The organism is Reinekea thalattae, assembly GCF_008041945.1.
GTDB classification, from domain to species: domain Bacteria; phylum Pseudomonadota; class Gammaproteobacteria; order Pseudomonadales; family Natronospirillaceae; genus Reinekea; species Reinekea thalattae.
The window spans coordinates 839,454-862,998 of the sequence record NZ_VKAD01000001.1; the positions used below are offsets into that span (position 1 = coordinate 839,454).

Annotated in this window: 22 protein-coding genes; 5 read left to right on the forward strand and 17 right to left on the reverse strand. The window is 45.5% G+C overall.

The features are described 5' to 3' along the window. Positions 1-13: 13 nt before the first annotated feature. The 5 genes from FME95_RS03845 to leuC all read right to left on the reverse strand — a co-directional run bounded on the left by FME95_RS03845 (position 14) and on the right by leuC (position 7,595). Complete coding sequence (locus FME95_RS03845; protein ID WP_147713100.1) at positions 14-2,890, reverse strand: motility hub landmark protein FimV; 2,877 nt, start codon at positions 2,888-2,890, stop codon at positions 14-16. 340 nt (positions 2,891-3,230) lie between these two features. After that, positions 3,231-4,349 (reverse strand): aspartate-semialdehyde dehydrogenase, encoded by a 1,119-nt coding sequence (gene asd / locus FME95_RS03850; RefSeq protein ID WP_147713101.1) that lies wholly within the window; start codon positions 4,347-4,349, stop codon positions 3,231-3,233. Between the two features lie 70 nt (positions 4,350-4,419). Next, complete coding sequence (gene leuB / locus FME95_RS03855) at positions 4,420-5,511, reverse strand: 3-isopropylmalate dehydrogenase (RefSeq protein ID WP_147713102.1); 1,092 nt, start codon at positions 5,509-5,511, stop codon at positions 4,420-4,422. 12 nt (positions 5,512-5,523) lie between these two features. Next, complete coding sequence (leuD, locus tag FME95_RS03860) at positions 5,524-6,171, reverse strand: 3-isopropylmalate dehydratase small subunit (RefSeq protein ID WP_147713103.1); 648 nt, start codon at positions 6,169-6,171, stop codon at positions 5,524-5,526. Between the two features lie 2 nt (positions 6,172-6,173). Then, positions 6,174-7,595, reverse strand: coding sequence for a 3-isopropylmalate dehydratase large subunit (gene leuC, locus FME95_RS03865; RefSeq protein WP_147713104.1), 1,422 nt, complete (start codon positions 7,593-7,595; stop codon positions 6,174-6,176). 120 nt (positions 7,596-7,715) lie between these two features. On the opposite strand from leuC, the gene FME95_RS03870 reads away from it, so the two are divergent. Continuing rightward, the gene (locus FME95_RS03870; protein ID WP_147713105.1) at positions 7,716-8,588 is read left to right on the forward strand and encodes a LysR family transcriptional regulator; all 873 of its coding nucleotides are present in this window, start codon (positions 7,716-7,718) and stop codon (positions 8,586-8,588) included. On the opposite strand, the gene FME95_RS03875 is transcribed toward FME95_RS03870, so the two are convergent. After that, positions 8,557-9,195 carry a rhomboid family intramembrane serine protease gene (locus tag FME95_RS03875; RefSeq protein ID WP_147713106.1) on the reverse strand — a complete coding sequence of 213 codons (639 nt, stop codon included), beginning with the start codon at positions 9,193-9,195 and terminating at the stop codon, positions 8,557-8,559. The two genes, FME95_RS03870 and FME95_RS03875, sit on opposite strands and share 32 nt — an antisense overlap. Positions 9,196-9,257: 62 nt before the next feature. Here FME95_RS03875 and FME95_RS03880 point away from each other — a divergent pair, with 62 nt between their 5' ends. Further along, positions 9,258-10,145: a recombination-associated protein RdgC gene (locus FME95_RS03880; RefSeq protein WP_147713107.1), complete on the forward strand. Its 888-nt coding sequence runs from the start codon at positions 9,258-9,260 to the stop codon at positions 10,143-10,145. Positions 10,146-10,177: 32 nt separating this feature from the next. Here FME95_RS03880 and FME95_RS03885 read toward each other — a convergent pair whose 3' ends face one another. The 3 genes from FME95_RS03885 to FME95_RS03895 all read right to left on the reverse strand — a co-directional run bounded on the left by FME95_RS03885 (position 10,178) and on the right by FME95_RS03895 (position 12,185). Continuing rightward, positions 10,178-11,500 carry an MFS transporter gene (locus FME95_RS03885; RefSeq protein WP_147713108.1) on the reverse strand — a complete coding sequence of 441 codons (1,323 nt, stop codon included), beginning with the start codon at positions 11,498-11,500 and terminating at the stop codon, positions 10,178-10,180. A gap of 88 nt (positions 11,501-11,588) precedes the next feature. Further along, on the reverse strand, positions 11,589-11,807 hold the full coding sequence (locus tag FME95_RS03890; protein WP_147713109.1) for a VF530 family protein: 219 nt from the start codon (positions 11,805-11,807) through the stop codon (positions 11,589-11,591). Positions 11,808-11,939: 132 nt separating this feature from the next. Further along, positions 11,940-12,185: a DUF4282 domain-containing protein gene (locus FME95_RS03895; protein WP_147713110.1), complete on the reverse strand. Its 246-nt coding sequence runs from the start codon at positions 12,183-12,185 to the stop codon at positions 11,940-11,942. 287 nt (positions 12,186-12,472) lie between these two features. Here FME95_RS03895 and FME95_RS03900 point away from each other — a divergent pair, with 287 nt between their 5' ends. Genes FME95_RS03900 through FME95_RS03910 form a run of 3 tightly spaced genes read left to right on the forward strand, consistent with a single transcriptional unit; the run spans position 12,473 to position 16,186 of the window. Continuing rightward, positions 12,473-13,429, forward strand: a complete 957-nt coding sequence (locus FME95_RS03900; RefSeq protein WP_147713111.1) for an ABC transporter substrate-binding protein — start codon at positions 12,473-12,475, stop codon at positions 13,427-13,429. Between the two features lie 7 nt (positions 13,430-13,436). Next, on the forward strand, positions 13,437-15,140 hold the full coding sequence (locus FME95_RS03905) for an ABC transporter permease (protein ID WP_187265432.1): 1,704 nt from the start codon (positions 13,437-13,439) through the stop codon (positions 15,138-15,140). Continuing rightward, a complete protein-coding gene (locus tag FME95_RS03910; RefSeq protein WP_147713113.1) occupies positions 15,137-16,186 on the forward strand; it encodes an ABC transporter ATP-binding protein in 1,050 nt (349 codons plus the stop codon). The genes FME95_RS03905 and FME95_RS03910 overlap by 4 nt, the downstream gene beginning before the upstream one ends. A gap of 69 nt (positions 16,187-16,255) precedes the next feature. Here the strand turns inward: FME95_RS03910 and FME95_RS03915 are convergent, their stop codons facing one another. The 8 genes from FME95_RS03915 to ligA form a co-directional block, all read right to left on the reverse strand. Next, complete coding sequence (locus tag FME95_RS03915) at positions 16,256-17,314, reverse strand: DUF2157 domain-containing protein (RefSeq protein WP_147713114.1); 1,059 nt, start codon at positions 17,312-17,314, stop codon at positions 16,256-16,258. Between the two features lie 159 nt (positions 17,315-17,473). Further along, entirely contained in the window at positions 17,474-17,755 is a 282-nt protein-coding gene (locus FME95_RS03920) for a DUF2584 family protein (protein WP_147713115.1), read from the reverse strand. Between the two features lie 168 nt (positions 17,756-17,923). Beyond that, positions 17,924-18,562 carry a hypothetical protein gene (locus tag FME95_RS03925; protein WP_147713116.1) on the reverse strand — a complete coding sequence of 213 codons (639 nt, stop codon included), beginning with the start codon at positions 18,560-18,562 and terminating at the stop codon, positions 17,924-17,926. Positions 18,563-18,608: 46 nt separating this feature from the next. Continuing rightward, positions 18,609-19,415: a hypothetical protein gene (locus FME95_RS03930; RefSeq protein WP_147713117.1), complete on the reverse strand. Its 807-nt coding sequence runs from the start codon at positions 19,413-19,415 to the stop codon at positions 18,609-18,611. A gap of 33 nt (positions 19,416-19,448) precedes the next feature. Then, complete coding sequence (locus FME95_RS03935; protein ID WP_147713118.1) at positions 19,449-20,483, reverse strand: hypothetical protein; 1,035 nt, start codon at positions 20,481-20,483, stop codon at positions 19,449-19,451. Positions 20,484-20,703: 220 nt separating this feature from the next. Further along, complete coding sequence (locus tag FME95_RS03940) at positions 20,704-21,168, reverse strand: DUF2489 domain-containing protein (protein ID WP_147713119.1); 465 nt, start codon at positions 21,166-21,168, stop codon at positions 20,704-20,706. Between the two features lie 34 nt (positions 21,169-21,202). Next, the gene (locus FME95_RS03945) at positions 21,203-21,427 is read right to left on the reverse strand and encodes a YheU family protein (protein ID WP_147713120.1); all 225 of its coding nucleotides are present in this window, start codon (positions 21,425-21,427) and stop codon (positions 21,203-21,205) included. Then, positions 21,427-23,451: an NAD-dependent DNA ligase LigA gene (ligA, locus tag FME95_RS03950; RefSeq protein WP_147713121.1), complete on the reverse strand. Its 2,025-nt coding sequence runs from the start codon at positions 23,449-23,451 to the stop codon at positions 21,427-21,429. The genes FME95_RS03945 and ligA overlap by 1 nt, the downstream gene beginning before the upstream one ends. Between the last annotated feature and the right edge of the window lie 94 nt (positions 23,452-23,545).

Sequence of the window (23,545 nt, forward strand, 5' to 3'; positions counted from 1 at the left end):
AGCTGAGAGCTTGCTATTGCATTTGGTCGATCAACGCTTGCGCCTGTGCTTGCTGATCTTCATTACCCTCGCCTAATACTTCGTTGAGGATATCGCGAGCGCCTTCTAAGTCTTCCATTTCCATGTAAGCGCGAGCTAGATCCAGTTTGGTACTGGCTTCATCGCTGCCCGATAAGAAGTTAAAGTCTTCATCATCGAGGTCTGACTCGCTGCCAAAATCATCGCCCTGACCTTCTAGGTCTTCAATATAGGCATCCAGACCTTGAGCAAATTCTGGCTCGGTTTCAGGTTCAGACTCTAATTCTGGTTCAACCTCAGGTTCAGATTCAACTTCAGGCTCTGCTTCAACTTCTGGTTCTGGTTCAACCTCAGGCTCTGGTTCTGGTTCAACCTCAGGCTCTGGCTCTGGTTCAACCTCAGGTTCGGCTTCTGGCTCTGGTTCAACCTCAGCTTCGGCTTCAACTTCAGGCTCAGATTCGATTTCTGGTTCGATTTCGGGTTCAACTTCAGGCTCTGCTTCTGCAGTATTATCGGAACCGAAAAATAACTCTGCATCATCATCTTCTGAATCACTCGGCGCTTCCGGCTCAGGCTCTGATTCTGCTTGAACCTCTAGTTCTGGCTCTGCTTCTAATTCAGGTTCTGGAGTCGGCTCTGGTTGAACTTCTGGCTCTGCTTCTAATTCAGGCTCTGGAGTCGGTTCTGGTTGAACTTCTGGCTCTGCTTCAATTTCCAATTCAGCTTCTGGCTCAAGAGCTTCCAAGTCCAGTTCATCTTCATCGAATGGCAAGGTAGCGCTGTCGTCATCACCAATGGTCGGCGTAACTAGATCATCGTCATCAAGATCTTCATCTAGGTCTAAATTCAGTACCGGATCTTCATCGATATCGAGTTCGTTTAGATCCAAGCTAAAGTCTAAATCTTCAAGCTCACTGTCGTCGATATCAATATCGCTATCGTCGTCTGGCAAGGAATAGGAATTCAGTGAAAAGTCTAGATCATCCGGTTCTTCAAGCTCTTCTAACTCAGCATCAAAGTCGTCTAGCTCATCTAATTCATCCAGATCGTCTAAATCTTCTTCCAACTCAGGGTGATCAACCTGTGCTGGCGTTGTCAGTTTATTGCGTAACTCAGCAACAGCCTGATGCTGTGCAACCGACAATTTAAGCTCTGAGGCTAGATCATCAAAAGCATCTAGATCGCCAGTTTCGACATATAAATCTAACAGCTTAAGGCCAATTGCCGTACGGTTAGGAAACTGCTTACGAGCTTCCAACAGCTTGGTCTCAGCCTGATCGTATTTCTGATACGCCATGTACATATCGGCTTCAGAGATTGGGTCAAGCTGCTCTGGCTCAGGCTGTGCGACTGGCGTTTCAGCAACATCGTCATCTTCATCCTGATCATCGTCTAACGAACGGTAGTTATAGTCATGCTCGTCATCGGCGGCCAGATCAATACCGTCGAGTTCGTCGTCCAACATCTCATCGCGTTTGTTACCACGACGCGCCAAAGCCAAAAACGGCAGTAGCAACAACAATAAGACAGCCGCTGCCGCGATCGCCATATTGCGAGTACTCGCCATCACCCACTCGACCAGTTGATCAATATAGGGCTTGGCTTGCTGATATTTTTCTAGCAGGTACTGAACCGCTGGGTTCTGCATGCTAAAGAAGGCAGGCTTCTCAGTTGAAACAAGGTCGTCATCTAGGCCGCTATCGGTTTGGCCTAATGTCTGCTGCACTTCCGCCAGATCGTTATTTTGGATCTCTAGCAGTCGCTCCATGATAGCGATCTGCTCTTGCAAGTCAGAAACTTGAGTCTCTAACTGGCTGCGCTCATTTTGGTACTGATCGTTCAGTTCTTCGGCGGCGTTAAGCTGATTTTGTAATCGATCGACTTCGACGGCGATATCGCCTGAGGCCGACGTTGTCTGGCTGCCATCTTGCGCCGATAGCTCTAAATAACCATCTGGATTACGCTCTGCTTCAGAGTTAGGCAAGGCCGATGCAGTGGTGTCGGTAGCAGACAATTGCAGTTCACTATTACGGGCTTCACGGCGAAGGTCCGCGGCCAAGTTCTGCGCTCGTACTTCGGCAACAGCCTGCTGGAAGCTGCGCACAGCTATTTGCGCTTCGGTTGGCAGTACTAGGCGGCTACCGGCTCGTACCAAGTTGATGTTTTCATCGATAAAGGCATTCGGGTTTAAATCCTGAATCGCCAACATGATTTGCTGTACCGAATAGTCATCATGCTCTGGCATCTGCAATGCGATTTCCCAGAGAGTATCTCCGCGTACAACATTGTATGGGCTGGCAATGGCTGGCGCTTGAATCGGCTGTGGCGCTGGAGCAGGCGTAGATTCCGTAACCGATTCCGGCTCGGCAGTCGCAACCGGAGCAACATTTGGTGTTGGCTGCACGCTCGGTTCTGCAACCAATGGCTGAGTCACAGCTGGCTCAACAATCAATGAGTCTAACGATAAGCCGTCGTCGAATACCGGAGGATCTAAAAGGATGGTGTATTCTTTAAACAGCCGTCCGCCGGGCCAATTGACCTCGACTAAAAAATTCAAGAAAGGTTCGCGTACCACTTGGCGAGTAGAAACCGCAATAACGATGTCGCCATTGGTTTTTTGTTGAGTGACAAATTGGATATTAGAAAGGAAAAAATTACGCTCGATGCCGGCTCGGCGGAAATCATCAATTGAGGCCAACGTTGGCAGGATGTCTTGCTCTTCCAAACCCTGCAGCTGCGTTAACTGAATCTCTGCCTGTAACGGTTGATTTAGGTTGGAGTCGACAGTGATATTGCCCAATCCAAGACCGAATGCAGAACTGCTAAATACCAGAAAGGTGGCAAGTATCAGTAACGTTTGTTTTTTTACCATTTCTTTTTCCTTTCCTCCGAGCTGTATCCAAAAACAACCCAAGAGGGCCTTTCATAAAAAAACCGAAGTACACCAAACCAAAAACAAATTACTTAATGCGGCGCTCTAAGGTCTTACACTGGTGAAAATATAATAGAAAGAACATTTAAAACTATCGCTAAGTATTATTTATTAAAGGGCTTTTAGCAACACAGTGCCTGTTATAGTTCGCACTTTCAAAAAAATTCCAGTCTTATTAGCGGCAATTTATCGAACTGAAGGCTATTTTTTTCGGCAAGGCAACGAAAAACGCCCCAACTAATCAGATTAGTTGAGGCGTTTATGAGTGCCACTAAAAAGCTTACAGATCGTTTTTAAGTATCGCGAGCATGCGGCGCAACGGCTCTGCTGCACCCCACAATAGCTGGTCGCCAACGGTAAAGGCGCTGATGTACTCAGGCCCCATTGCCAGTTTACGCACACGACCAACAGGCACATTCATGGTGCCGGTTACGGCAGCAGGCGTTAGCTCACGCATCGATAGTTCACGATCGTTAGGTACATAACGCACCCAATCGTTTGCACCACTGATAATTTCACCCAAGGATTCCACTGACACGTCTTTTTTCAGCTTCAACGTAATGGCTTGTGAGTGACTGCGCATTGCGCCAATACGAACACATAAACCGTCGATCGGTACTGGCTGATTTGAGCTGCCTAATATTTTATTGGCCTCTACCTGAGCTTTCCATTCTTCTTTGCTTTGGCCTGAAGCCATTGGCTTGTCGATCCAAGGAATCAAACTACCCGCCAGTGGCACACCGAATTGATCGCACGGGTAGTCTTCTGAACGAATAAAGTCAGCGACTTTTTTATCCAACTCCAAAATAGCACTGGCCGGATCATTTAATAGCGCAGCCGAAGTATTATGAATAGCGCCCATTTGCGAAATAAGCTCACGCATATTGCGCGCACCAGCACCAGATGCAGCTTGGTAAGTCATCGGCGATGCCCACTCGACCAAATCTTCTGCAAACAGGCCGTGCAAACCTAGCAACATCAAACTAACCGTACAGTTACCACCAACAAAGGTTTTAACACCTGACTCCAATGCTTGGTCGATCATTTTGCGGTTAACAGGGTCAAGCACGATGACCGAATCTTCTGCCATTCGCAAAGAAGAAGCGGCATCGATCCAGTAACCGTTCCAACCAGAATCACGCAATGGCTGATAAACCTCTGCGGTATAGTCCCCGCCTTGGCAGGTTAACACCACATCGCAAGCAGCCAGTGCTTCAATACTGCTGGCATCTTCTAGCGTTGCTGCGCCTTGACCAACATCGGGAGCTGGCTGTCCTTTTTGACTGGTGGTAAAGAAGATCGGTTCAATGTTATTAAAATCGCCTTCTTCTTTTAGCCGCTGCATTAATACCGAGCCGACCATACCGCGCCAACCAACGATGCCTACTTTTAAACTCATGTTCGTTATTCCTCTTTAATTCTTTTTAGTGGCCAATCAACGTTAGCGATCAACCTAAATTAGCGATCGACTAGGCTAAAGCTGCTAGTACAGCGTCGCCCATCTGCTCGGTCGAGACTAAATTCATACCTTCGGACTGAATATCCGCAGTACGGAAACCCTGATCGAGAGTCACGCCAACGGCATCTTCAATCGCTTGCGCGGCATCGGCTTCATCAAACGAATAACGCAACATCATCGCGACCGATAAGATAGTCGCCAACGGGTTAGCAATACCTTGACCTGCAATATCTGGCGCACTGCCATGAATGGGCTCGTACATACCTTTGCCATTTTCATCCAACGAGGCCGAAGGCAACATACCGATAGAACCCGTCAACATAGCGGCACAATCGGATAAAATGTCGCCAAACATATTGCCAGTTACCATAACGTCAAACTGCTTCGGTGCTCGTACCAACTGCATGGCCGCGTTATCGACGTACATGTGTGTTAGCTCAACATCTGGGTAGTCTTTTGCTAATTCATCCATAACTTCGCGCCACAATACGGTAGCTTCAAGCACGTTAGCCTTATCGACCGAGCAAAGCTTGCCGCCGCGCTTTTGCGCCGCTTCAAATGCTTGACGACCAATACGACGCACTTCAGATTCAGAATATTTGTAGGTGTTAAAACCTTCGCGCTCGCCATTTTCTAATTCACGAATGCCACGTGGCTGACCAAAATAAATGCCGCCTGTCAGTTCACGCACAATCAAGAGATCCAAACCAGCAACCAACTCTGGCTTCAGTGAGCTGGCATCGGCCAATTGCGGATAAAGAATAGCCGGACGCAAATTACCAAACAGGTTGAGGTTCGAACGCAAACCCAGTAGACCTTTTTCGGGCCGAATGCTCATATCAACCGAATCCCATTTAGGGCCGCCAACAGCACCCAACAGCACAGCGTCGCAAGCTTTGGCTTTCTCTAATGTGATTTCTGGTAGTGGTGATCCGTGCGCATCAATTGCTGCACCGCCCACTAAACCCTTTTCAATATTGATGCCCAATGCGAACTTATCGTTCACGCGAGCCAAGACACGCTCTGCTTGTGCCACAATTTCCGGACCAATACCATCACCTGGCAATACCAATACTTGACGAGACGCTACGTTAGAAGACACTCAATAAACCCCTTATTTAATTTGGCCAAACACCCACGGGTGCTGCTGTGCGCGTTGCTGTTCATACTGTTTAATTTTATCGGCTTCTTGCAAGGTAAGGCCGATATCGTCCAAACCATTAAGTAAGCAATGTTTGCGGAAAGCATCGACTTCAAAGCTCACCTGCTTACCTTCTGCATCGGTAATGGTTTGGCTTTCTAGGTCAACGGTGAGTTGATAGCCTTCGTTAGCGTCAACGGTTTTAAACCAGCCATCCAAGACTTGCTCATCGACAACAATTGGCAAAACACCATTTTTAAAGCAGTTGTTATAGAAAATATCGGCAAAGCTGCTGGCTAAAATCACTCGAAAACCGAAGTCTTCTAACGCCCACGGCGCATGCTCACGGCTAGAACCACAGCCGAAATTTTCTCGGCTCATTAAGATACTTGCACCCTGATAGCGCGGCTGATTAAGCACAAAATCAGGATTAAGCGGCCGAGTGCTGTTATCCATATTCGGCCGACCTTCATCTAAATAGCGCAATTCGTCGAACAGGTTTGGGCCAAAGCCGCTGCGTTTAATCGACTTTAAAAACTGCTTTGGAATAATCATGTCAGTATCGATATTGGAGCGGTCTAGTGGCGCAACAATGCCAGTTACGGTCGTCAATGCTTTCATCATTAGGCTCCTTGTTCTGTAATATCAACAAAATGGCCAGCAATTGCCGCGGCGGCTGCCATCGCAGGGCTGACCAAATGAGTACGGCCACCAAAACCTTGGCGACCTTCAAAGTTACGGTTCGAGGTAGACGCACAGTGCTCACCCTCGCCTAACTTGTCGGCATTCATTGCCAAGCACATAGAACAACCCGGCTCTCGCCATTGGAAACCCGCTTCTTTAAAGATTTTATCCAAGCCTTCTTCTTCGGCTTGTTTTTTTACCAAGCCACTGCCGGGTACAACCAACGCTTCGATCAACGAGCCAGCCACCTTTTTGCCTTTGGCAACGGCCGCCGCAGCGCGCATGTCTTCAATACGAGAGTTAGTACAAGAGCCGATAAAGACACGGTCTAACTTGATATCGCGAATTTTTTGATTTGGCTGCAAGCCCATGTACTTCAACGCACGCTCAACACCCGACTTCTTCACTTCGTCATCGAAATCGGCTGGGTTAGGCGCTTCACCGTTAATGTCCGTGACCATTTCTGGCGAGGTTCCCCACGTTACTTGCGGGTAAATATCTTGTGCATCCAACAGAATATCTTTATCGAACACGGCACCTTCATCGCTGACTAAATCACGCCAAGCTTCTGCGGCTAACTCAAACTGCTCACCTTTCGGCGCAAATGGACGGCCTTTAAAGTAATTAATGGTGGTGTCATCAACCGCAACAAGACCAACACGTGCGCCCGCTTCGATCGACATATTACAAATAGTTAAGCGGCCTTCCATGCTAAGCGATTGAATCGCAGAGCCAGCAAATTCTAAGGCGCAGCCGTTACCACCGGCAGTACCGATTTGACCGATGATGTAAAGCACGATGTCTTTTGCTGTAACACCTGGGCGCAACTCACCTTCAACACGAATACGCATGTTTTTCATTTTTCGTTGAATCAAACACTGCGTAGCCAATACATGCTCAACTTCGGAAGTGCCGATACCAAACGCCAACGAGCCCATCGCGCCGTGCGTTGAAGTATGGGAGTCGCCACACACAATGGTCATGCCCGGCAAGGTCGCGCCCTGCTCTGGGCCCATGACATGAACAATACCTTGGTTGATCGAATTCATATCGAATTCACGCACCCCAAAGTCGTTACAGTTGTCGTCCAAGGTTTTTACTTGGATGCGGGAGGTTTCATCGGCGATGCCATCAATGCCAGACTCACGCTCTTTTGCCGTGGTTGGCACGTTGTGGTCTGGTGTGGCGATATTGGTATCTAAACGCCAAGGCTTACGGCTTGCAATACGCAGTCCTTCAAACGCTTGTGGTGAAGTTACTTCGTGCAAAATTTGTCGGTCAATGTAGATCAAGGCAGTACCGTCGTCTCGCTCGGAAACAACGTGCATGTCCCATAATTTGTCGTAAAGCGTTTTCGCCATGAGCCTAGGCCTCTTCCTGCTGGTTTTAATCGTATTTTTTTAATGGTGCCTATTCTAATTAGACTGTAAGATAATACAAATTTATTATTTTTATGATTTCCATTCCAAATAGGAATACCAATGGATTTACCCAGCCTAGAAACCTTTCTTGCCGTGGCCGAATTAGGCTCATTCAGCGCCGCCGGGCAGAAGCTCTACCTCACTCAGCCTGCGGTTTCCAAGCGCATTGCCAATTTAGAAAGCCAGCTCAACGCCTCCCTATTCGACCGCATTGGCCGTGAAGTAACACTTACCGAGGCTGGGCATCTATTAATGGGCAAAGCTCAACAGCTGCTTAACGACATGCGAGAACTGCAAAGCTCAGTCAGCCAACTAAGCGAAACGGGCGTACGCTCACTGAGCCTTGCCAGCAGTCACCACATTGGTTTGCATTACTTAGGGCCTCTGTTGCGTCAGTTTTCTCAGGACAATCCGCTAGCAAAGCTGGACTTGCGTTTTATGGAATCGGAACAGGCGATCAGCAGCCTACTCAACCGCGATATTGAACTAGTGCTAACGACCATCCCTTCGCCATTACCCAAAGACCTTGTCGCGCAAACCTTTTGGAAAGACGAGCTTATTTTTGTGGCTGCACATGATGACCCATTGGCGCAAAAAAAACGCATCCGACTGAATGAGCTCACCTACAGCAACGCCATCTTGCCGGAGCCTGGCACCACCACTTACCAAATTATCGAGCAGACATTCAACCGCCACCACATTCCGCTCAAGCGCGTTATCCATGTGAACTACTTAGAAACGATTCATGCATTGGTCAGCAACGGACTGGGCTGGAGTTTGTTACCTAAAAAGATGATTGCTGCTGAGCTGCAACAATTGGATGTCGACGGTGTTGAATTAAGCCGTAATCTCGGGCTGATAGAGCACAAACAGCGCACACTCAGTAATGGTGCCCGAGCCTTTAAAGAGGTGCTCGCCGAGAACGGCCTGTAAACCAATGCAACAGCGCGAGCAGAAATAAATAGACCAAGCCAGAACTGATACCCCACCAGTGAGAGCGATAGGCAACTGGCCCTTGCAGCAACTGAGTGACCGTCTGGCTTTGCCAAGAAAGACCGAAAATAAACTGATTTTCGAGCAATACTTTAACCAACAGGATAGCGACAAACACCGCCTTCACAAAACGCGAGTAATAAGGCGAATAGTAAGCAGAAAGCACCAGCCAACCATAGAGCACACCTGATAAACCAACGTAAGCCTGATAACTTGAATGCAACAAACACAGGCTGCTATACAACCAAACCACAACAAAGCCCAAACTTTGTAGGCGCGTTAAACGAGCAGGCAAAAGCAACAGCATTACCAAGACGCCCCATTGATTGATCAACCAATGCAGGCCATCACGCTGCGTGAACCAGGCTGTAAAAGGCCGCCACCATTGCCCTGCCGCGGTCAACTCAGCATGATAAAAGCCCCACTGCACGACAGCCGAAAAGCTGGCAATAAAGCTCAACGCCGAAAGCAGCAACAGCGCAATTTGAACTGGGCCACAGCGTGGTAAAAAATCTGTTTTTAAGCGGATAAAATCGAACTTAGCCATGCAATATTTCTTTGTTAGGGTACAATGCCGCGCTCAAATTCAAGCGAACGAGCGGCTTTTCTATGTGGTTTAAAAACATCCAAGTATACACCTTTAACGACGCCTTCACGCACAGCGAAGGGCACATAGAAACTCAGCTTAGTCAAAACGCCTTTCACCCGTTAACTGCTTTGCAAGAGTCGAGTTTTGGATTTGTGCCTTGCTTTAAAGACAGCGAACTCTATGTAGAAAGCATCGCTGGCAAACTCTTTATTAGCGCACAAATTCAAGAAAAAATACTGCCCGCCAGTGTCGTCAACGATCACCTAAATGAAAAGCTCGATCAAATAGAGCTCGACGAAGGCCGCAGACCGACTAAAAAAGAACGTGAAGAAATCAAAGAAGCGATTCGCGCCGAACTGCTGCCTAAAGCATTCCACAAAACCAAAACCGTCAGCGCATGGATAGACAGCAACAACGGCCTAATGGTCGTCAACGCCGCCAGTGAAAAAACCGCTGACGAATTCACCTCGGCATTACGTGAAGCGATTGGTTCGCTCAGTATTGTTCCACTCGGCTCAAACGCCTCAGGTGCAGACTTATTAACTCAGTGGTATGTTGAGCCAGAGTCTCGTCCAGAAGACTTCAGTTTAGAGGCCGACTTAGAATTAACATTACTGCAAGACCCAACAGTAAAAGCGCGTTATAAAAATCTCGATTTAAACGCACCCGAGATAAACCTTTCACTCGAAGCAGGCATGCGCATCTGCCAAATGGCATTAAACTTTGAAGAGCAATGCCAGTTTGTATTAAATGAAAAATTCCAAATTAAGCGCATCAAATACCAAGATACGCTAATCGAAAAAGCACAGGATTCTGAAGACCCACGCAGCGATGCTTTATTGATGTGCGATACCGTAACTCAGCTTATCGTAAAAATTAAAGCGCAGATAAAACACGAAGCGGTTTAAACCTCTTTAGTTTAACCTTCTTTAGCTTTAGCTTAATCTTCTTTAAGGTCTACAGGCCCGCCGTTCATCACTTCTTGTTCGGCGGCCTCAAACTCATCCATGACAACGTCATCCTGCTCTTCAGAACGCGGATCTAAGTTGAAGGCTTCTGGTGTGGTCATGCCAGCAACCACCTGAAAGTCCTCGTTGTCTTCGGTTGTAACCGGCAACACATGAGATTTACGCCGTAAAATCAATACGCCACAAAAGGCGATAAAGCTCACCGCCATAAACAGATACAACGAAGCATGACCAAACAACGACATAAAACCAGATGCGAGTGGCCCACCGATTGCCGAACTGACACCATAGGTAATCAACATGGCACTGCCGATATCGACAAAGTCGGCACTGTCTGCATTGTCGTTAGCGTGCGCTAAACAGATGGCGTACATGGTCATGCCGACACCACCCCAAAAGAAAGCCAACAGCGTCGAAGTGATTCCGGCATAATAACTCTGGAACGAAAAAACAAAGGTTAAGACTGAGACAACAGCGCCAGCCAACGCGATGAAGGTTAAAATTATGCGTCGGTCGAATTTATCCGAAAAGCGTCCCAGGGGAATCTGAAAAACCGCACCGCCGAGCACCACCGCCGACATAAAGTTGGCAATCTGAAAAGTACTTAGCCCGCTGTCTTTAGCGTAAATAGGTGCCAGCGACCAAAACGAGCCAGTAATTAATCCAGTAAATACCGAACCTAAAATACCGATGTGCGAATGCCGCCAAACTTTGGGGAAATCGACGTGTATTTTATGAACCGGAGCCGGTGCGAGAGTCAGCGTTAAAGATACCGGAATAATAGACAGCGCCAAAAATATCGCGGCAATAGAAAACAGCATAGTGCTAGTGGTGCCGCTGATGTTTAAAAGCTGTTGCGCCAGCGTGATCATGGCAAGATTCATCATGGCGTAAAACGACAAAATCGAACCGCGGCTGTTCGCGTCTGCTCGCTCGTTTAGCCAGCTCTCAATAATCATATAAATACCAGAGATCGCGCTACCTATTAAAAAGCGCAACAACATCCAACCAACAAAACTCTGGCTCCAGGCAAAAAACAGAATCAACACAACATACAAAGCCGAGAGCACGGCAAAGGTACGAATATGACCAACCCGCTTCAAAATAATCGGCGTAGCAAAGCAACCCGCCACAAAGCCGACAAAATAGCTCGAGCCTGTCAGGCCAATTTGGAAATCACTAAAACCTAATAGACTCGCCGAGACCGGCAATAGGGTGAGCAGTAAACCATGCCCTAATAGAACCAAGGCATCAGAAATCAGCAGTGCTGCAAGCGGGATAAGGTGGGCAACCATAACGATCCAAAAATAGAAGCTGTAGCCCTTAGCCTATACGAACTTAAGCCAAGTTGCTAAAGACAAATGTCACCAATATCGACCTTTATTAGCTAAAGGTTTCTATGTACAGTGCCTCAAGCTTATCTCGGGCCCATTGGGTTTTACGCAAAAACTTTAGCGACGACTTAATTGAAGGCTCATTAGCAAAGCAATTTACCGAAACTCGATCGTATAGACCCTGCCAACCAAAGTGCGCTTGCAAACGCACCAGTATTTTTTCTAACGTTAAACCATGCAGTGGGTTATTGGCTTGCTCTTGGCTCATGTTTTAGGCTCGTGAAAATAAGTAGATAGATAATGCAGGTTGAATACCAAAACGATAAACGGCGAGCCTAATAGTTTAGACTCGCCGCTGTGTGGATATTTTAACAGTCACCTATTGGTGACCTATCAAAATTTATTTAGCTGATGAATTATCAGCAATCACTCTTAAAGATTCATAAATCTTAAATAGGATGATCATGATTTCGCAGTAGATTCTTGTACCAATTGATCCACCAACAATAATGCCTAGGCCTGCCCAAAAGCTGCCAAAAAACACCATAAATAGACCACCAACGATGACGAATAACAATGCTAACCAATAAATAACATTAATAATTTTTGGGGTGATCATTGTGTCAAGATAAAGAACTTCCTTCATACCTACTTCCTTTAAAAATAAGATATATAGATTAACGCTGATAGCGTCACAGATACCGCAGATGCGGTTTTCAGCCTTTCAATAGGTCCGAACTGACTGAATACTGCTAATATGCAATCTAATGATCTTGATTGTCAATTTTAATACCTATAAAAAGTGGCTAGAAACTGGCAACAGTAAAGCCAATCTTCTAGCTCTAGATCTCGCCATTGTCGCGAACCTGTCATAAATCGGAAATAAGATTGAGCGTTCGCTTAACTCCATAGACTCTATGACAGGAACTCCTCATGAATAAACTGGTTACTTTTTTAGCCGGTTCGTTGCTTACTGCAACGACCGCTATTGCCGCAGATACACTCACTGTTTATAGCGCAGGTCCAGCACCTCTGTCTGGCGCACTTGCCACAGCCTTTGAAGAAAAAACAGGCACGAAAGTCGAATTATTCCAATCCAGTGCTGGAAAAATCATGGCTCGTTACCAAGCTGAAAAATCTAATCCGCATGTTGATGTAATTATTTCTGCGTCTTGGGGCGATGCCTTAGCATTATCAGAAGATTCCGATTTACTGCCGTATCAATCACCTAATGCAGCCAACGTTCCTGCTGCGCTAAAAACGCCTACCTTTGTAGCTCAGGGTGCCGCTGCACTGGCTATTGCTTACAACCCAAACTCAGGCTTACCAAAACCTGCTCATTGGGCTGATCTAGCTAAAGTAGAATACAAAGGTGAAGTTACCATGCCAGACCCAACAAAATCTGGCTCAGCATTGACTCTAGTACAGGGCTTAGTTGCTCAAAACAGCGACTCTGCTTGGCAATTGTTTGATGATCTAGCCGCAAATGAATTACTCGTTCCAGGAGCAAACAGCGCAGCTTTAAACCCAGTATTACAGGGCGCTAAAGGTGTCGTTTTTGGCGCGGTCGATTACATCGTACTTGGCGCCAAAAACAAAGGCGAAGCTATTGAGGTGGTATACCCGAGTGAAGGGACGGTACTTGCTCCGCGGCCAATTATGATTCTAAAGAGCAGCAAGCAACAAGACAGTGCTAAGGCATTTGTTGACTTTGTACTTTCCGAAGAAGGTCAAAAAATGGTTGCTGAGCAGTTCATTTTACCGGCTCGTACTGACATTCAAGCTAAACGCCCAGGCTGGGATGAGCTAACGCTAATCGAGTTTGATATGGCAGCCGCAGCGAATGATTCTGCGAGCACGAAAGAAAAGTTCAGCCAGATCACGAAATAATTCTCTCATGGCATTTTCTCTACTCGGTGGCACAGGCGCCACCGTGGCCTCAACCCGTTGGTTGAGGCCACTGTTATTTTGGCTTACTACTGCGCTGCTGTTATTGCTGGTCGGCTTACCCGTATTAGCAATTGTCGCTTATGCATTGTTTCCACATATTAACGAATGGTCTTTTGCACAACCCTTTAGTGCCATTATCCCAAGCTTGTCTGATCTTGACCTATTAAGTGCCATTGGCAATTCGCTTGTATTATCGTTCAGTGTCACGCTGCTGTCTGTTGTTATCGCCCTCCCCTTAGCCATTCAGCGCCAGCATTTGGCAGAGTCCAATGGCCGTTTATGGGATGCTTTAATGCTGGTGCCATTTTTAATTCCACCCTACATCGGCGCAATGTCTTGGATGCAATTATTGCAGCGGCGCGGATTTATCGAACAACTCTTCGGCTTTAACCTAAATGATTTATTGTATTCGTTTCCTGGCTTAGTCATCGTTATGTCGTTACATCTGTTTCCGATGATCTATGTTGCAGCCAGCCAATCATTACGCATTATCGGGCAGCGTTATGGCGACGTCGCTCGTGTATTTGGCGGTCAACCTTGGCCTATTTTTTTTCGTATTCAACTGCCGTTAGTCAGTGTCAGTCTTCTTGCTAGCGGACTGATGGTCTTTGTATTGACGTTCGAAGAATTTGGCACACCAGAAATCTTAGGCAGTCGTTTTGGCTTTGAGGTTATCGTAACCTCGATTCATAAAAAGTTTACCGACTGGCCTATTGATCTACCCGGTGCATCGGTACTTTCATTGATTCTCATCGGCATTGCTTTTGCTGCGTTTAAAACACACGGCTGGTTAACAAAACGCTTCACCACGGATATCGACACTCCACTTTTAACCGCGACCAAAATTGAAGTACCTCGTTACCGTTCAATAATTGCCAACGGTTGGTTTTGTCTTGTTGCTATCCCTGCTGTGATATTACCTGTGGTCACTATTGCTATTAGCGCCAGTCAAAAAACTCTTACCGGTGGCTTAGCTTGGTCCAACCTTGGCTTACAACACTTCATCGCTATCACTGCGGTGAACAGCGAACCTTGGCAGGCGCTAACAACTTCCTTATTACTGGCATTTGGTGCTGCACTCGGCAGTGTTGGCATTGCCTTACTGGTTGCGTTCACCTTGGTACGCATGCAGCCAAAAGGGCTCGCCTTACTCGATTTTTTATCGCTACTGCCAAACGCCTTGCCCGGAATGGCAGTCGCCGTTGGTTTGATCCTAACGTGGAATCAAAGCTTCTGGCCAATGACACCATACAACAGCAGTGCCATATTATTATTGGCCTACATGACTCTAACGTTGCCTTACCCTATTCGCACATTAACCGCGGCACTCAAGCAGCTACCACTCTCACTTGATGAAGCAGGTTATGTCTTTGGCGCAAGCGAACTGCGAGTATTGCTGCGAGTATTGTGGCCGTTGATCGCACCGGTGGCACTCGCATCCGGTTTTATTGTCTTCGCTATTTCTAGTCGCGAATTGGTGAGCTCTTTAATGTTAGCGCCGCCCGGAGTAAACACCGTCGCAACCTATGTTTTTCATCAATTTGATCAAGGCTCAGTGAATGCTGGCATGGCCATGAGCCTTGTGACCATTTTAGTTTCTGGCAGCATCATACGTCTCGGCCAGTCGCTTACTCGGAGTAATATGCTATGAAGCCGTTAACGCTAAATCAGATTGGTAAATCCTTCGCCGGTAAAACCGTCTTGGACAGTATTGATCTGGATGTTGAAGCGGGATGTTTCCTAACCTTACTTGGTCCATCCGGTTGTGGTAAAACCACACTGCTTCGCATTATTGCCGGCTTAGAACAACCCGACAGCGGCACGCTCTATAACGAACACCGCTTACTCGATGACCCCAAAAAAAATCGACACTTAGCACCACAACAGCGTCACTTTGGTTTTGTCTTTCAAGACTATGGCTTATGGCCACATATGAATGTCGCTGCAAATGTCGCCTTCCCTCTGCAAATGGCGAAAGTCAGTAAGCAGGAGATCAAAAATCGAGTGAAGCAAGCGTTAACCGATGTGCACATGCAAGATCACGCCGACAAACGACCTACTCAACTTTCTGGAGGCCAGAAACAGCGTATCTCTATTGCACGCGCTCTTGTCGCTCGACCAAAATTAATTTTATTTGATGAGCCGCTTTCAAACCTCGACGCCAACCTGCGAGAAGAACTTGGTCATGACATTCGCCGACTAGCACGCGAGCAAGGCCTAACCTGTATCAATGTGACGCACGACCGACGTGAAGCGCAGCTACTTTCGGATAAAATCGTGCTATTAAAAGACGGCCGCTGTCATCAACAGGGTACGCCAGAAGAGTTATTCCATACGCCTATTGATGCTTGGGCTGCAAAATTTCTCGATGCAGGAAACTTATTAGCAGAAAAAACACTATGGCCTGAGCGAGCCGAAAACAGCTCAGACCTGATTTTAATACCGCGCAGTGCTATCGCTATTACAACTCAGCAGAACGAGATAAGTGCGCAGGTCATCAGTTGTCGTTATTTAGACGACCGCCACGAAATTGTGGTAGAAAAATCTGGTGAACGATTAAAGTTTTATCAATCAAAATCCGCTCAGATCGGTCAAACGGTTCATTTAAAAATCGACGAAAATACTATTAGCCGTTATTGTCGAAAAGCCATCTCAAATAACAAGCTAGACAATATTCCAGTAGAGAATATTGCATAGCTAACACTTTCATAAACTCGCGCTGAACATTTTTCAACCGCGATCAAGCACTTGCGTAAGCGACTACACTCAAGTGCTTTTTTTAACTAACCGCTTAACAGAACCCATGTGCCATATCTTTTCTGCTCTGGTGCCTAAATACCAAAAGCTCAACGCCAGTATCGCAAAAAATATCGCTTTATGAGTGCCTTGCCAAAAATATTCAAAGAATTTTGTATAAAGATTGATAAAGATAAAGGTCAGGCCAAATCCTCTGGTCATGCCATCATCATATTTTACACCATGGAAAATCGCTACTATTGCTGACAACGCAAACAGAATTGACCAAAACAACAACTCAGATTTTTGAGCCATAATCCAGAAATAGTCATCACCGTAATTACCAAACAGAGACAATATCCAAAGCGATATAAACAAATAAAGCATGCCGACCGCTTTTGTTGTTGGTAAGAATTCGGCTCTAGCCTGCCACTTATGAAACAGATATGAACCTAGAACAATTAAAACCAAACCGAAGACAACAAAACGTAACGGATAGTTCATACCGAGGTAATAAGCGCCCCAGCCCGAAACATAACCTGTTTCGGCACCAAACCAAGCGCCTAGCGAAAGCAGTGAAAACAACCAGACTAATTTAGAAGGGAACCAAAGCCCCAGCAATCCATAAACAATCGCTGCCAGTAATAACAGTAATGAAAAATGTCCAGAGCCGTTATCGATAGCCATGCCGAGAAAGGCAACCGCCATTGCTGTGGTTAGCACAGCCAAAAAGAAGACCGCTTCGTTACTGAATATTTTTTCTGGGCTGCGTTGTTTTTTTATCACACCTAAAAAATACAAAACCACGGCTAAAACCGCGAGACTCATCGATTTCATAAAATCAGAAAGATTAAACAAACTTACCAGCAGCCCCATCAGCCACTGGTCTGCTAAGGCTGATGATATTGCGATAACAATACAGGAAATCGCTAGCCAGAATGAGTACTTAGCCACTCGCTTCCAATCGAAAGCTGTCACTTTATAGGATGCTTTAAGCTTGTCGAATTCCGCTTCCGAGATAACATCAGTCTCGCGCCAGCGGCTAATCGCCTGCTCAAGCACTCGACCTTCCTTCTTTGATACCTGCATTAAGTTGCACTCCTGAATCATGCTTAAAGCAAAGGCTAATAAAGTCCGCCTGAGGTAATTGAACACTCGCCACGATCAAGCATTGTACCTTGCATGCAGTATGGACACAGGCACGGCGTCACAGAAACAGCCAATCAATAATTTGAGAACAGCTAGAAATTATTTTTCATTCTCAATCCAATAGTTGGTTAGTACTTCTTTTTCAATACCTGAGTAAACTTTAATGACCTGATATTCACCTATTGTTTTATCTGTGATGTTTTGAAAACTTTTAATACGAATCTTTGCAATGGCGTTACGATTTAAATCAATCAGATCTATTGGTGTTTCTATAGGAAATACCCTATTCCCTACCTTTGTGAACTCATAACAATTACCAGCGACAGGTTCTTCAGATACGCTTAGTTGTAAAACCCAGTTGAACTTAATAGCAGAACCCATGCTTTACCCTCTGTGAACAGATAAAAGGTTATATTTATACTGACGGCCTATCTTTTTAAGCAAGATATTCATAATCTGAATAGGCTTTAATAACGTTTTATAGAAGCCATAGTAGCTATAAATAAAACCGAAATTGAAGCCTAGCCCATAAATATGAAAGACCTTAGATTACTTCTTAGTCACGGTACCTAAGTAATATTTTTCAAAATAGTGTTGAGAGAAAAAAAATCTATGTTCATCAACCCAATAAAAATCTCTCACCGTATGGAGCTGATAATTATCTGAGTGACCGTTAAGCTTAACCCAATGACCACTTACCTTTTTTTGGATGAACCATTCTGCTTCTTGACCATTGTAAAAGGCACTCATTCGATATTGATAACCTGGTGAATAATTTCGCCCACTAGGAACCTCACCTAGAAACTCTCCGGTAACAGTAGAGATAACATAATCACTTTCCATCCAGTCTTTTTTATATATGAGATTATCTTCAGGGTAATAAGCAACAAATGTATCGGGTTCTTCTTGATAAACATGAGTGTAAATCGGATCACCTTGAGTACTCAAAATTTCAAAGCGCTCATCATTAAATATAAATCGACCGTTTAACGCCTTTATCGCTTCATCAACGTCTGTGATACGAACTAACTCAGGCTGTTCGTAAGGTTTAAGATTTGTCACCATTTCATTAAATTTTTGCTCCGTTATCTCTTTTGTTTCTACGATAAATTCTGTCGCTTGCAATCTAGTAGCAGGCAGTATTTGGAAAACAATAGTGATTAAAAAAAAGAACAGTACTTTATTCATAATTTCACCCTACAAATTTTAATATAAGTTTAAAAATCAAGTTTTATTATATTTTTTTGACATTACGATCACTTACCCAAGCACGTAACTTTTTATTTTCAAAATCCGAATAAATTGGATTAGAACATTCATAAGAGTCGTACATAGCCTGTTGTGGGATTTCTACATAAAGCCAAGTTCTTTCTTCTCGATCATCACCTTTGTATTCCGCAATCACATCTATAATCGCTCCACTTTTAATTTTGGCGACAATATTAGTGTTTTTATCTTCTTCACAGGTGAAATAAGCTGTATGAGAACGTAAATCAGAAGAAAAACGTGCATTATATTGATCAAAGGTTACTTCAACCTGATAACTTTCTGATAAAAATTCGGTCGGCGAAAACTGAACATTAGACAAGTCGCCTTGATAATAATCTCTAGCATCATATAGAACATAATCACTGATTAAATAGTGACTGTCATTCTCAAACCCAATAGTTGTATAAGAATCAAAAGGGCTTTCGCCGCAACAATGGGAAGTCACTCTGATCTGCTTAGTATTCAAGTCACTTTTATAATCATTATAAGAGGTCAAATAGCCAAATTGAGAAAACTTTTCATGATATAAGCCATTAACATTTACATATAGGCTGACACAATTACTTTCACCACAGAGTATCGTTACTGCAACATCGAGATCACCGTCCAAATCAAAGTCTATAAGCTTTAATTCCATATCATAATGAGACATATTCTGTTTTTTATTCTGAGCGATTAACTCTTCTAATGTTCCTATAAATCTATCATTAGAAAAACATGGCAGTGCCATAGTCGCCAACAAAACATAAACAATTATCCGAACTATATTCATATGAGTTCCCTTTAATCTATCTATATTCTTCCATTAGCCTTTAACATCTGAACCTAGGCCCATGATTTCTTTAGCTTCAGGGCTTAAAAATGGCAATAATTCTTCAAATGTTACAGAGAAGAACCGTTCGCAGCCATCGCCATAGGCATCTTCATAAATCTGTAAGCCGCCGTCTTTATTCAAGCGAACCTCAAAGACATCTCTGGTTCTGTAATAATGATCTGGCGCGCAATCGTGATAGCCTTTTAATAGATACGCTTTCAACTTTGGGTCTAGCTTTTTGCTATCTTCGTTACTGCCGATCCATTGCCACAGATCGACCTCTTCTCCGGTTTTTGCACTCCAGGTTTTGGTTTCATTCCACATGCCATTTCTTCCTGTACCAGCAGCCCAGAAGTAATGTCCAATTGAAATAACATGTTCATCCCAATACTCTATTCCAACATCATGGGAATCCGTTACCGGCAAACCGAAGCGGCCTAAAAACTCTCTTCGTTGATCGAAATAATCCTGAATGACTTCTTCGCTCTTATCGAGCTTTAACATTTGGTTGATTTTATCTATTGCAGGGTCAGGCCCCGTCAACTGAACTGTCGCCCTGCCAGCAAAGCTTAATTCACGGTATTGGCGCTCTGGTGAAAAGGTCATGAGTTCCGATATTTCAACCTTCGGGTAGGTTTCTAACCTTTGGTTAAATGAGTCGCGAGAGCAAGCCTCAGTGTCTTCGCGCCCATCTATATAGTTCAGTTTTATGGGAAGGGTTTTACTAGTGGTCGGGTGGCGCCATGTGCCTAAAAGCGTTTCGTTATTAGGCGTACCCAATTCCCAAAAGCCGGTATCTTCATATTCGCTCCAATAAGGCTCTTCATCACTGGTTGTGAGCTGAATAGGTGTCAGGTAATCGAGGTAGTAATAACTCGACCATGAATAACCAGAAACCTCGTTAAAACATGCAACAATATCTTTAGAACCTAACGTACCTTGCCATACGCCTTCAATAGTAATAGGTCGAGCTAGTGCGAGGGAAGATATAGCCAGAAACATGAAAGAAGCAACAGTCCTAACCATGATAACTCCTAAGAATTTATTTATTGGGATCAATCAATACCGTCACTTTAGCATTACTGAAAGTGGCTGTCTTTTCGAGTTTATATTGTCTCATTGAATACAAATAAAACCTGTGTAGTTTTACGGTGTGTTATATGGAGGGGCGGCGGCGATGACTGAGAAAATAAAAGTCGAAGCTGGCCACGGCGCTACCTGAACGGTAACGCGCGAGGTTTAGCTTTTACAGGTAAGATTCGTCAATTGTTTTGAGTTGCTCAAAGCATGCCGTTAAAGGCGCTTTGTACTTTTCTTCAATACTGGTTCGCTGGCGGTCTTGTTCGCGGCGTTGCTGTTTGCTGAGGTCTTTACGGGCTTGGTGGGTATCGAATTCGGCGACTTGATCAAATACGTCGCGCAATAGTGTGTAGGGTTGCCACTGTTGTTCGCTAAGTTGCAAACCTTCTAACAGCATTTTGCAGCGAATCACGGCTTCAGAAACCGATAGCTCTTCATTAAGCGCTGTGTGAGAGATCACCCGCAAGCTTTCTAAAATGTACTGTTGCTTTTCGGTTTTAATTTTTTCTTGCTGCTGTTTTATCTTTTGTTTTTGCTGTTCTTGTTGACGAACCTGTTTAAGCAAATAAAAAGCATACGTAGCCAACAAGGCAATAATAATGAGAGCTAAAACAACAAAGGCTATGATCATGTGGGTTCTCTTTTATGTTTTTTGTGGCGTTATTTTATTCTGAAGCGTCGAGCTGATCGGCTGGAATCATGCCGAGGCTGTTCATTTCTTCATCCCAAGTAATCAGCAGCTGTTTAGTTTTCAGTGCCTGCATTACCTGTTCTATCGCCTGCTGTTTTTCGTCGGCATCGCCGAGCCATTCTTGCGCTTGACGGCTAAGCCAGTCTTCACAAATGGCTTGTAGTGTTTCGGCTTGCAGTTGCTGATACGGAATAATCATTAGCTGTTCCACAAGCCCTGTTCAGTTAACCAAGCAATGAAGTCGGCTTCATCCATAACGGGAATATCCAGCTCTTCTGCTTTTTTAAGTTTGCTGCCAGCACCTGGGCCTGCAACCACCTGATTGGTTTTAGCAGAAACGCTGCCAGCAACTTTAGCGCCTAGGCTGAGTAAATAATCTTTCGCTTCGTCACGACTCATTTGTGAAATTTTGCCTGTTACTACCCAAGTCTGTCCGGTAAGTGGCAACGCTTCATTGTTTATTACTGTGTCTGGCCATTCGACACCTAAGGCGATTAGGCGCTGAATTTCCATGACGTTTTGCTCTTCGGCAAAGTAGTTCACCACATGTTCGGCAACGATGGGGCCAACGTCTTCCACTTCGAGCAAGTGCTCTATGCTAGCGCTGATAATTCGCTCTAGTGTGGTGAAGTGTTGCGCTAAATTACGCGCTGTGGTTTCACCCACTTCACGAATGCCTAAGGCATACAAAAAGCGCGGCAATGTTGTCTGCTTACTTTTATTAATGGCGGCAACTAAATTAGATGCCGACTTTTCTGCCATGCGATCGAGCTGTGCTAACTCGTCGACTTGCAGCTCGTAAATATCGCTGGCCGAATGCAATTTATTGGCGGTTAATAGAGCATCGACAATTTTTTCACCAAAGCCGTCGATATCCATCGCTTTGCGCGAGACAAAATGCTTTAACGCTTCGCGCCGCTGAGCAGGGCAAACCATACCGCCAGTACAGCGCAATGCGGCCTCGCCTTTAACGCGTTCAACATTGGATTCACACACGGGGCACTGGCTTGGAATTTTAATTTCACTTGCCGCTGCGGTGCGCTTTTCTATTACGACTTTGGCAACCTGCGGGATCACATCGCCAGCGCGACGAATAATCACAGTGTCGCCAATGCGGACATCTAAGCGTTCGATCTCATCAAGGTTATGCAGCGTTGCATTGCTCACAGTCACACCGCCAACAAACACCGGTTCTAAGCGAGCGACTGGCGTTAAGGTGCCGGTGCGGCCGACTTGGAAATCGACATCGAGCAGAGTTGTCATTTCTTCTTGTGCTGGGAATTTACGCGCAATGGCCCAACGCGGCGCACGCGATACAAAACCCAAACGCGTTTGCAAATTAAAGGCGTTAACCTTATAGACAATACCGTCAATCTCGTAGGCCAAATCGTTACGACGCTCGGCCAATTGGTTGTAATAATCGACAATACCCTGCACGCCCTGCACTACGGCTTGCTCGTCGTTAATTTTTAAACCCCACTGACCGAACTGCGCCATCAGCTCGCTTTGCGTCGCTGGCAATTCGCCACCTTCATAAAAGCCAACCGAATAACAACACATTTCTAGAGACCGTTTGGCGGTAAGCCGAGGGTCTAACTGACGTAAACTGCCCGAGGCAGCATTACGCGGGTTAACAAAGGTTTTTTCGCCCTGCTCGATGGCCTTGGCGTTCATCTGCTCAAAGCCCTGTTTGGGAATATAAATTTCGCCGCGCACTTCTAACAACTGCGGCCAACCTGAGCCTTTAAGCTGCAATGGAATGCTGCGAATGGTACGCACGTTAGCGGTAATATCTTCGCCTGTTGTGCCGTCGCCTCGCGTTGCGCCCTGCACTAATTGGCCGTTTTCATACATCAGGCTCACAGCAATGCCGTCGAGTTTAGGTTCACAGGCAAATTCGATGGTCTCGCTGGAGTTCATACGATCTTGCAGGCGTTTTACAAAAGCACTTAAGTCTTCATCACTAAAGGCGTTATCCAACGACAGCATTGGAATTCGGTGCGTTACTGTTTCGAAGCCTGATTGCGGCGTACCAGCAACGCGCTGAGTTGGTGAAGTCGGTGTAATCCACTGTGGGTTTTCTGCTTCTAGCTTACGCAGCTCAGCCATGAGCCGATCGTATTGTGCATCCGGCACGCTGGATTCATTCAGTACATAGTATTGATAATCTAGAGCGTTAATTTCTGCGATTAAATCGATGTAGTGTTGCTGTTCAGAGGCCATCTTGGTGACTACCTATTACTGATAAAACGCGGCGGCAACCGCACAAAAAAGGATTGCCGAGAACAACTCAGCAGCAGATTGGTTTGTGGTTGCC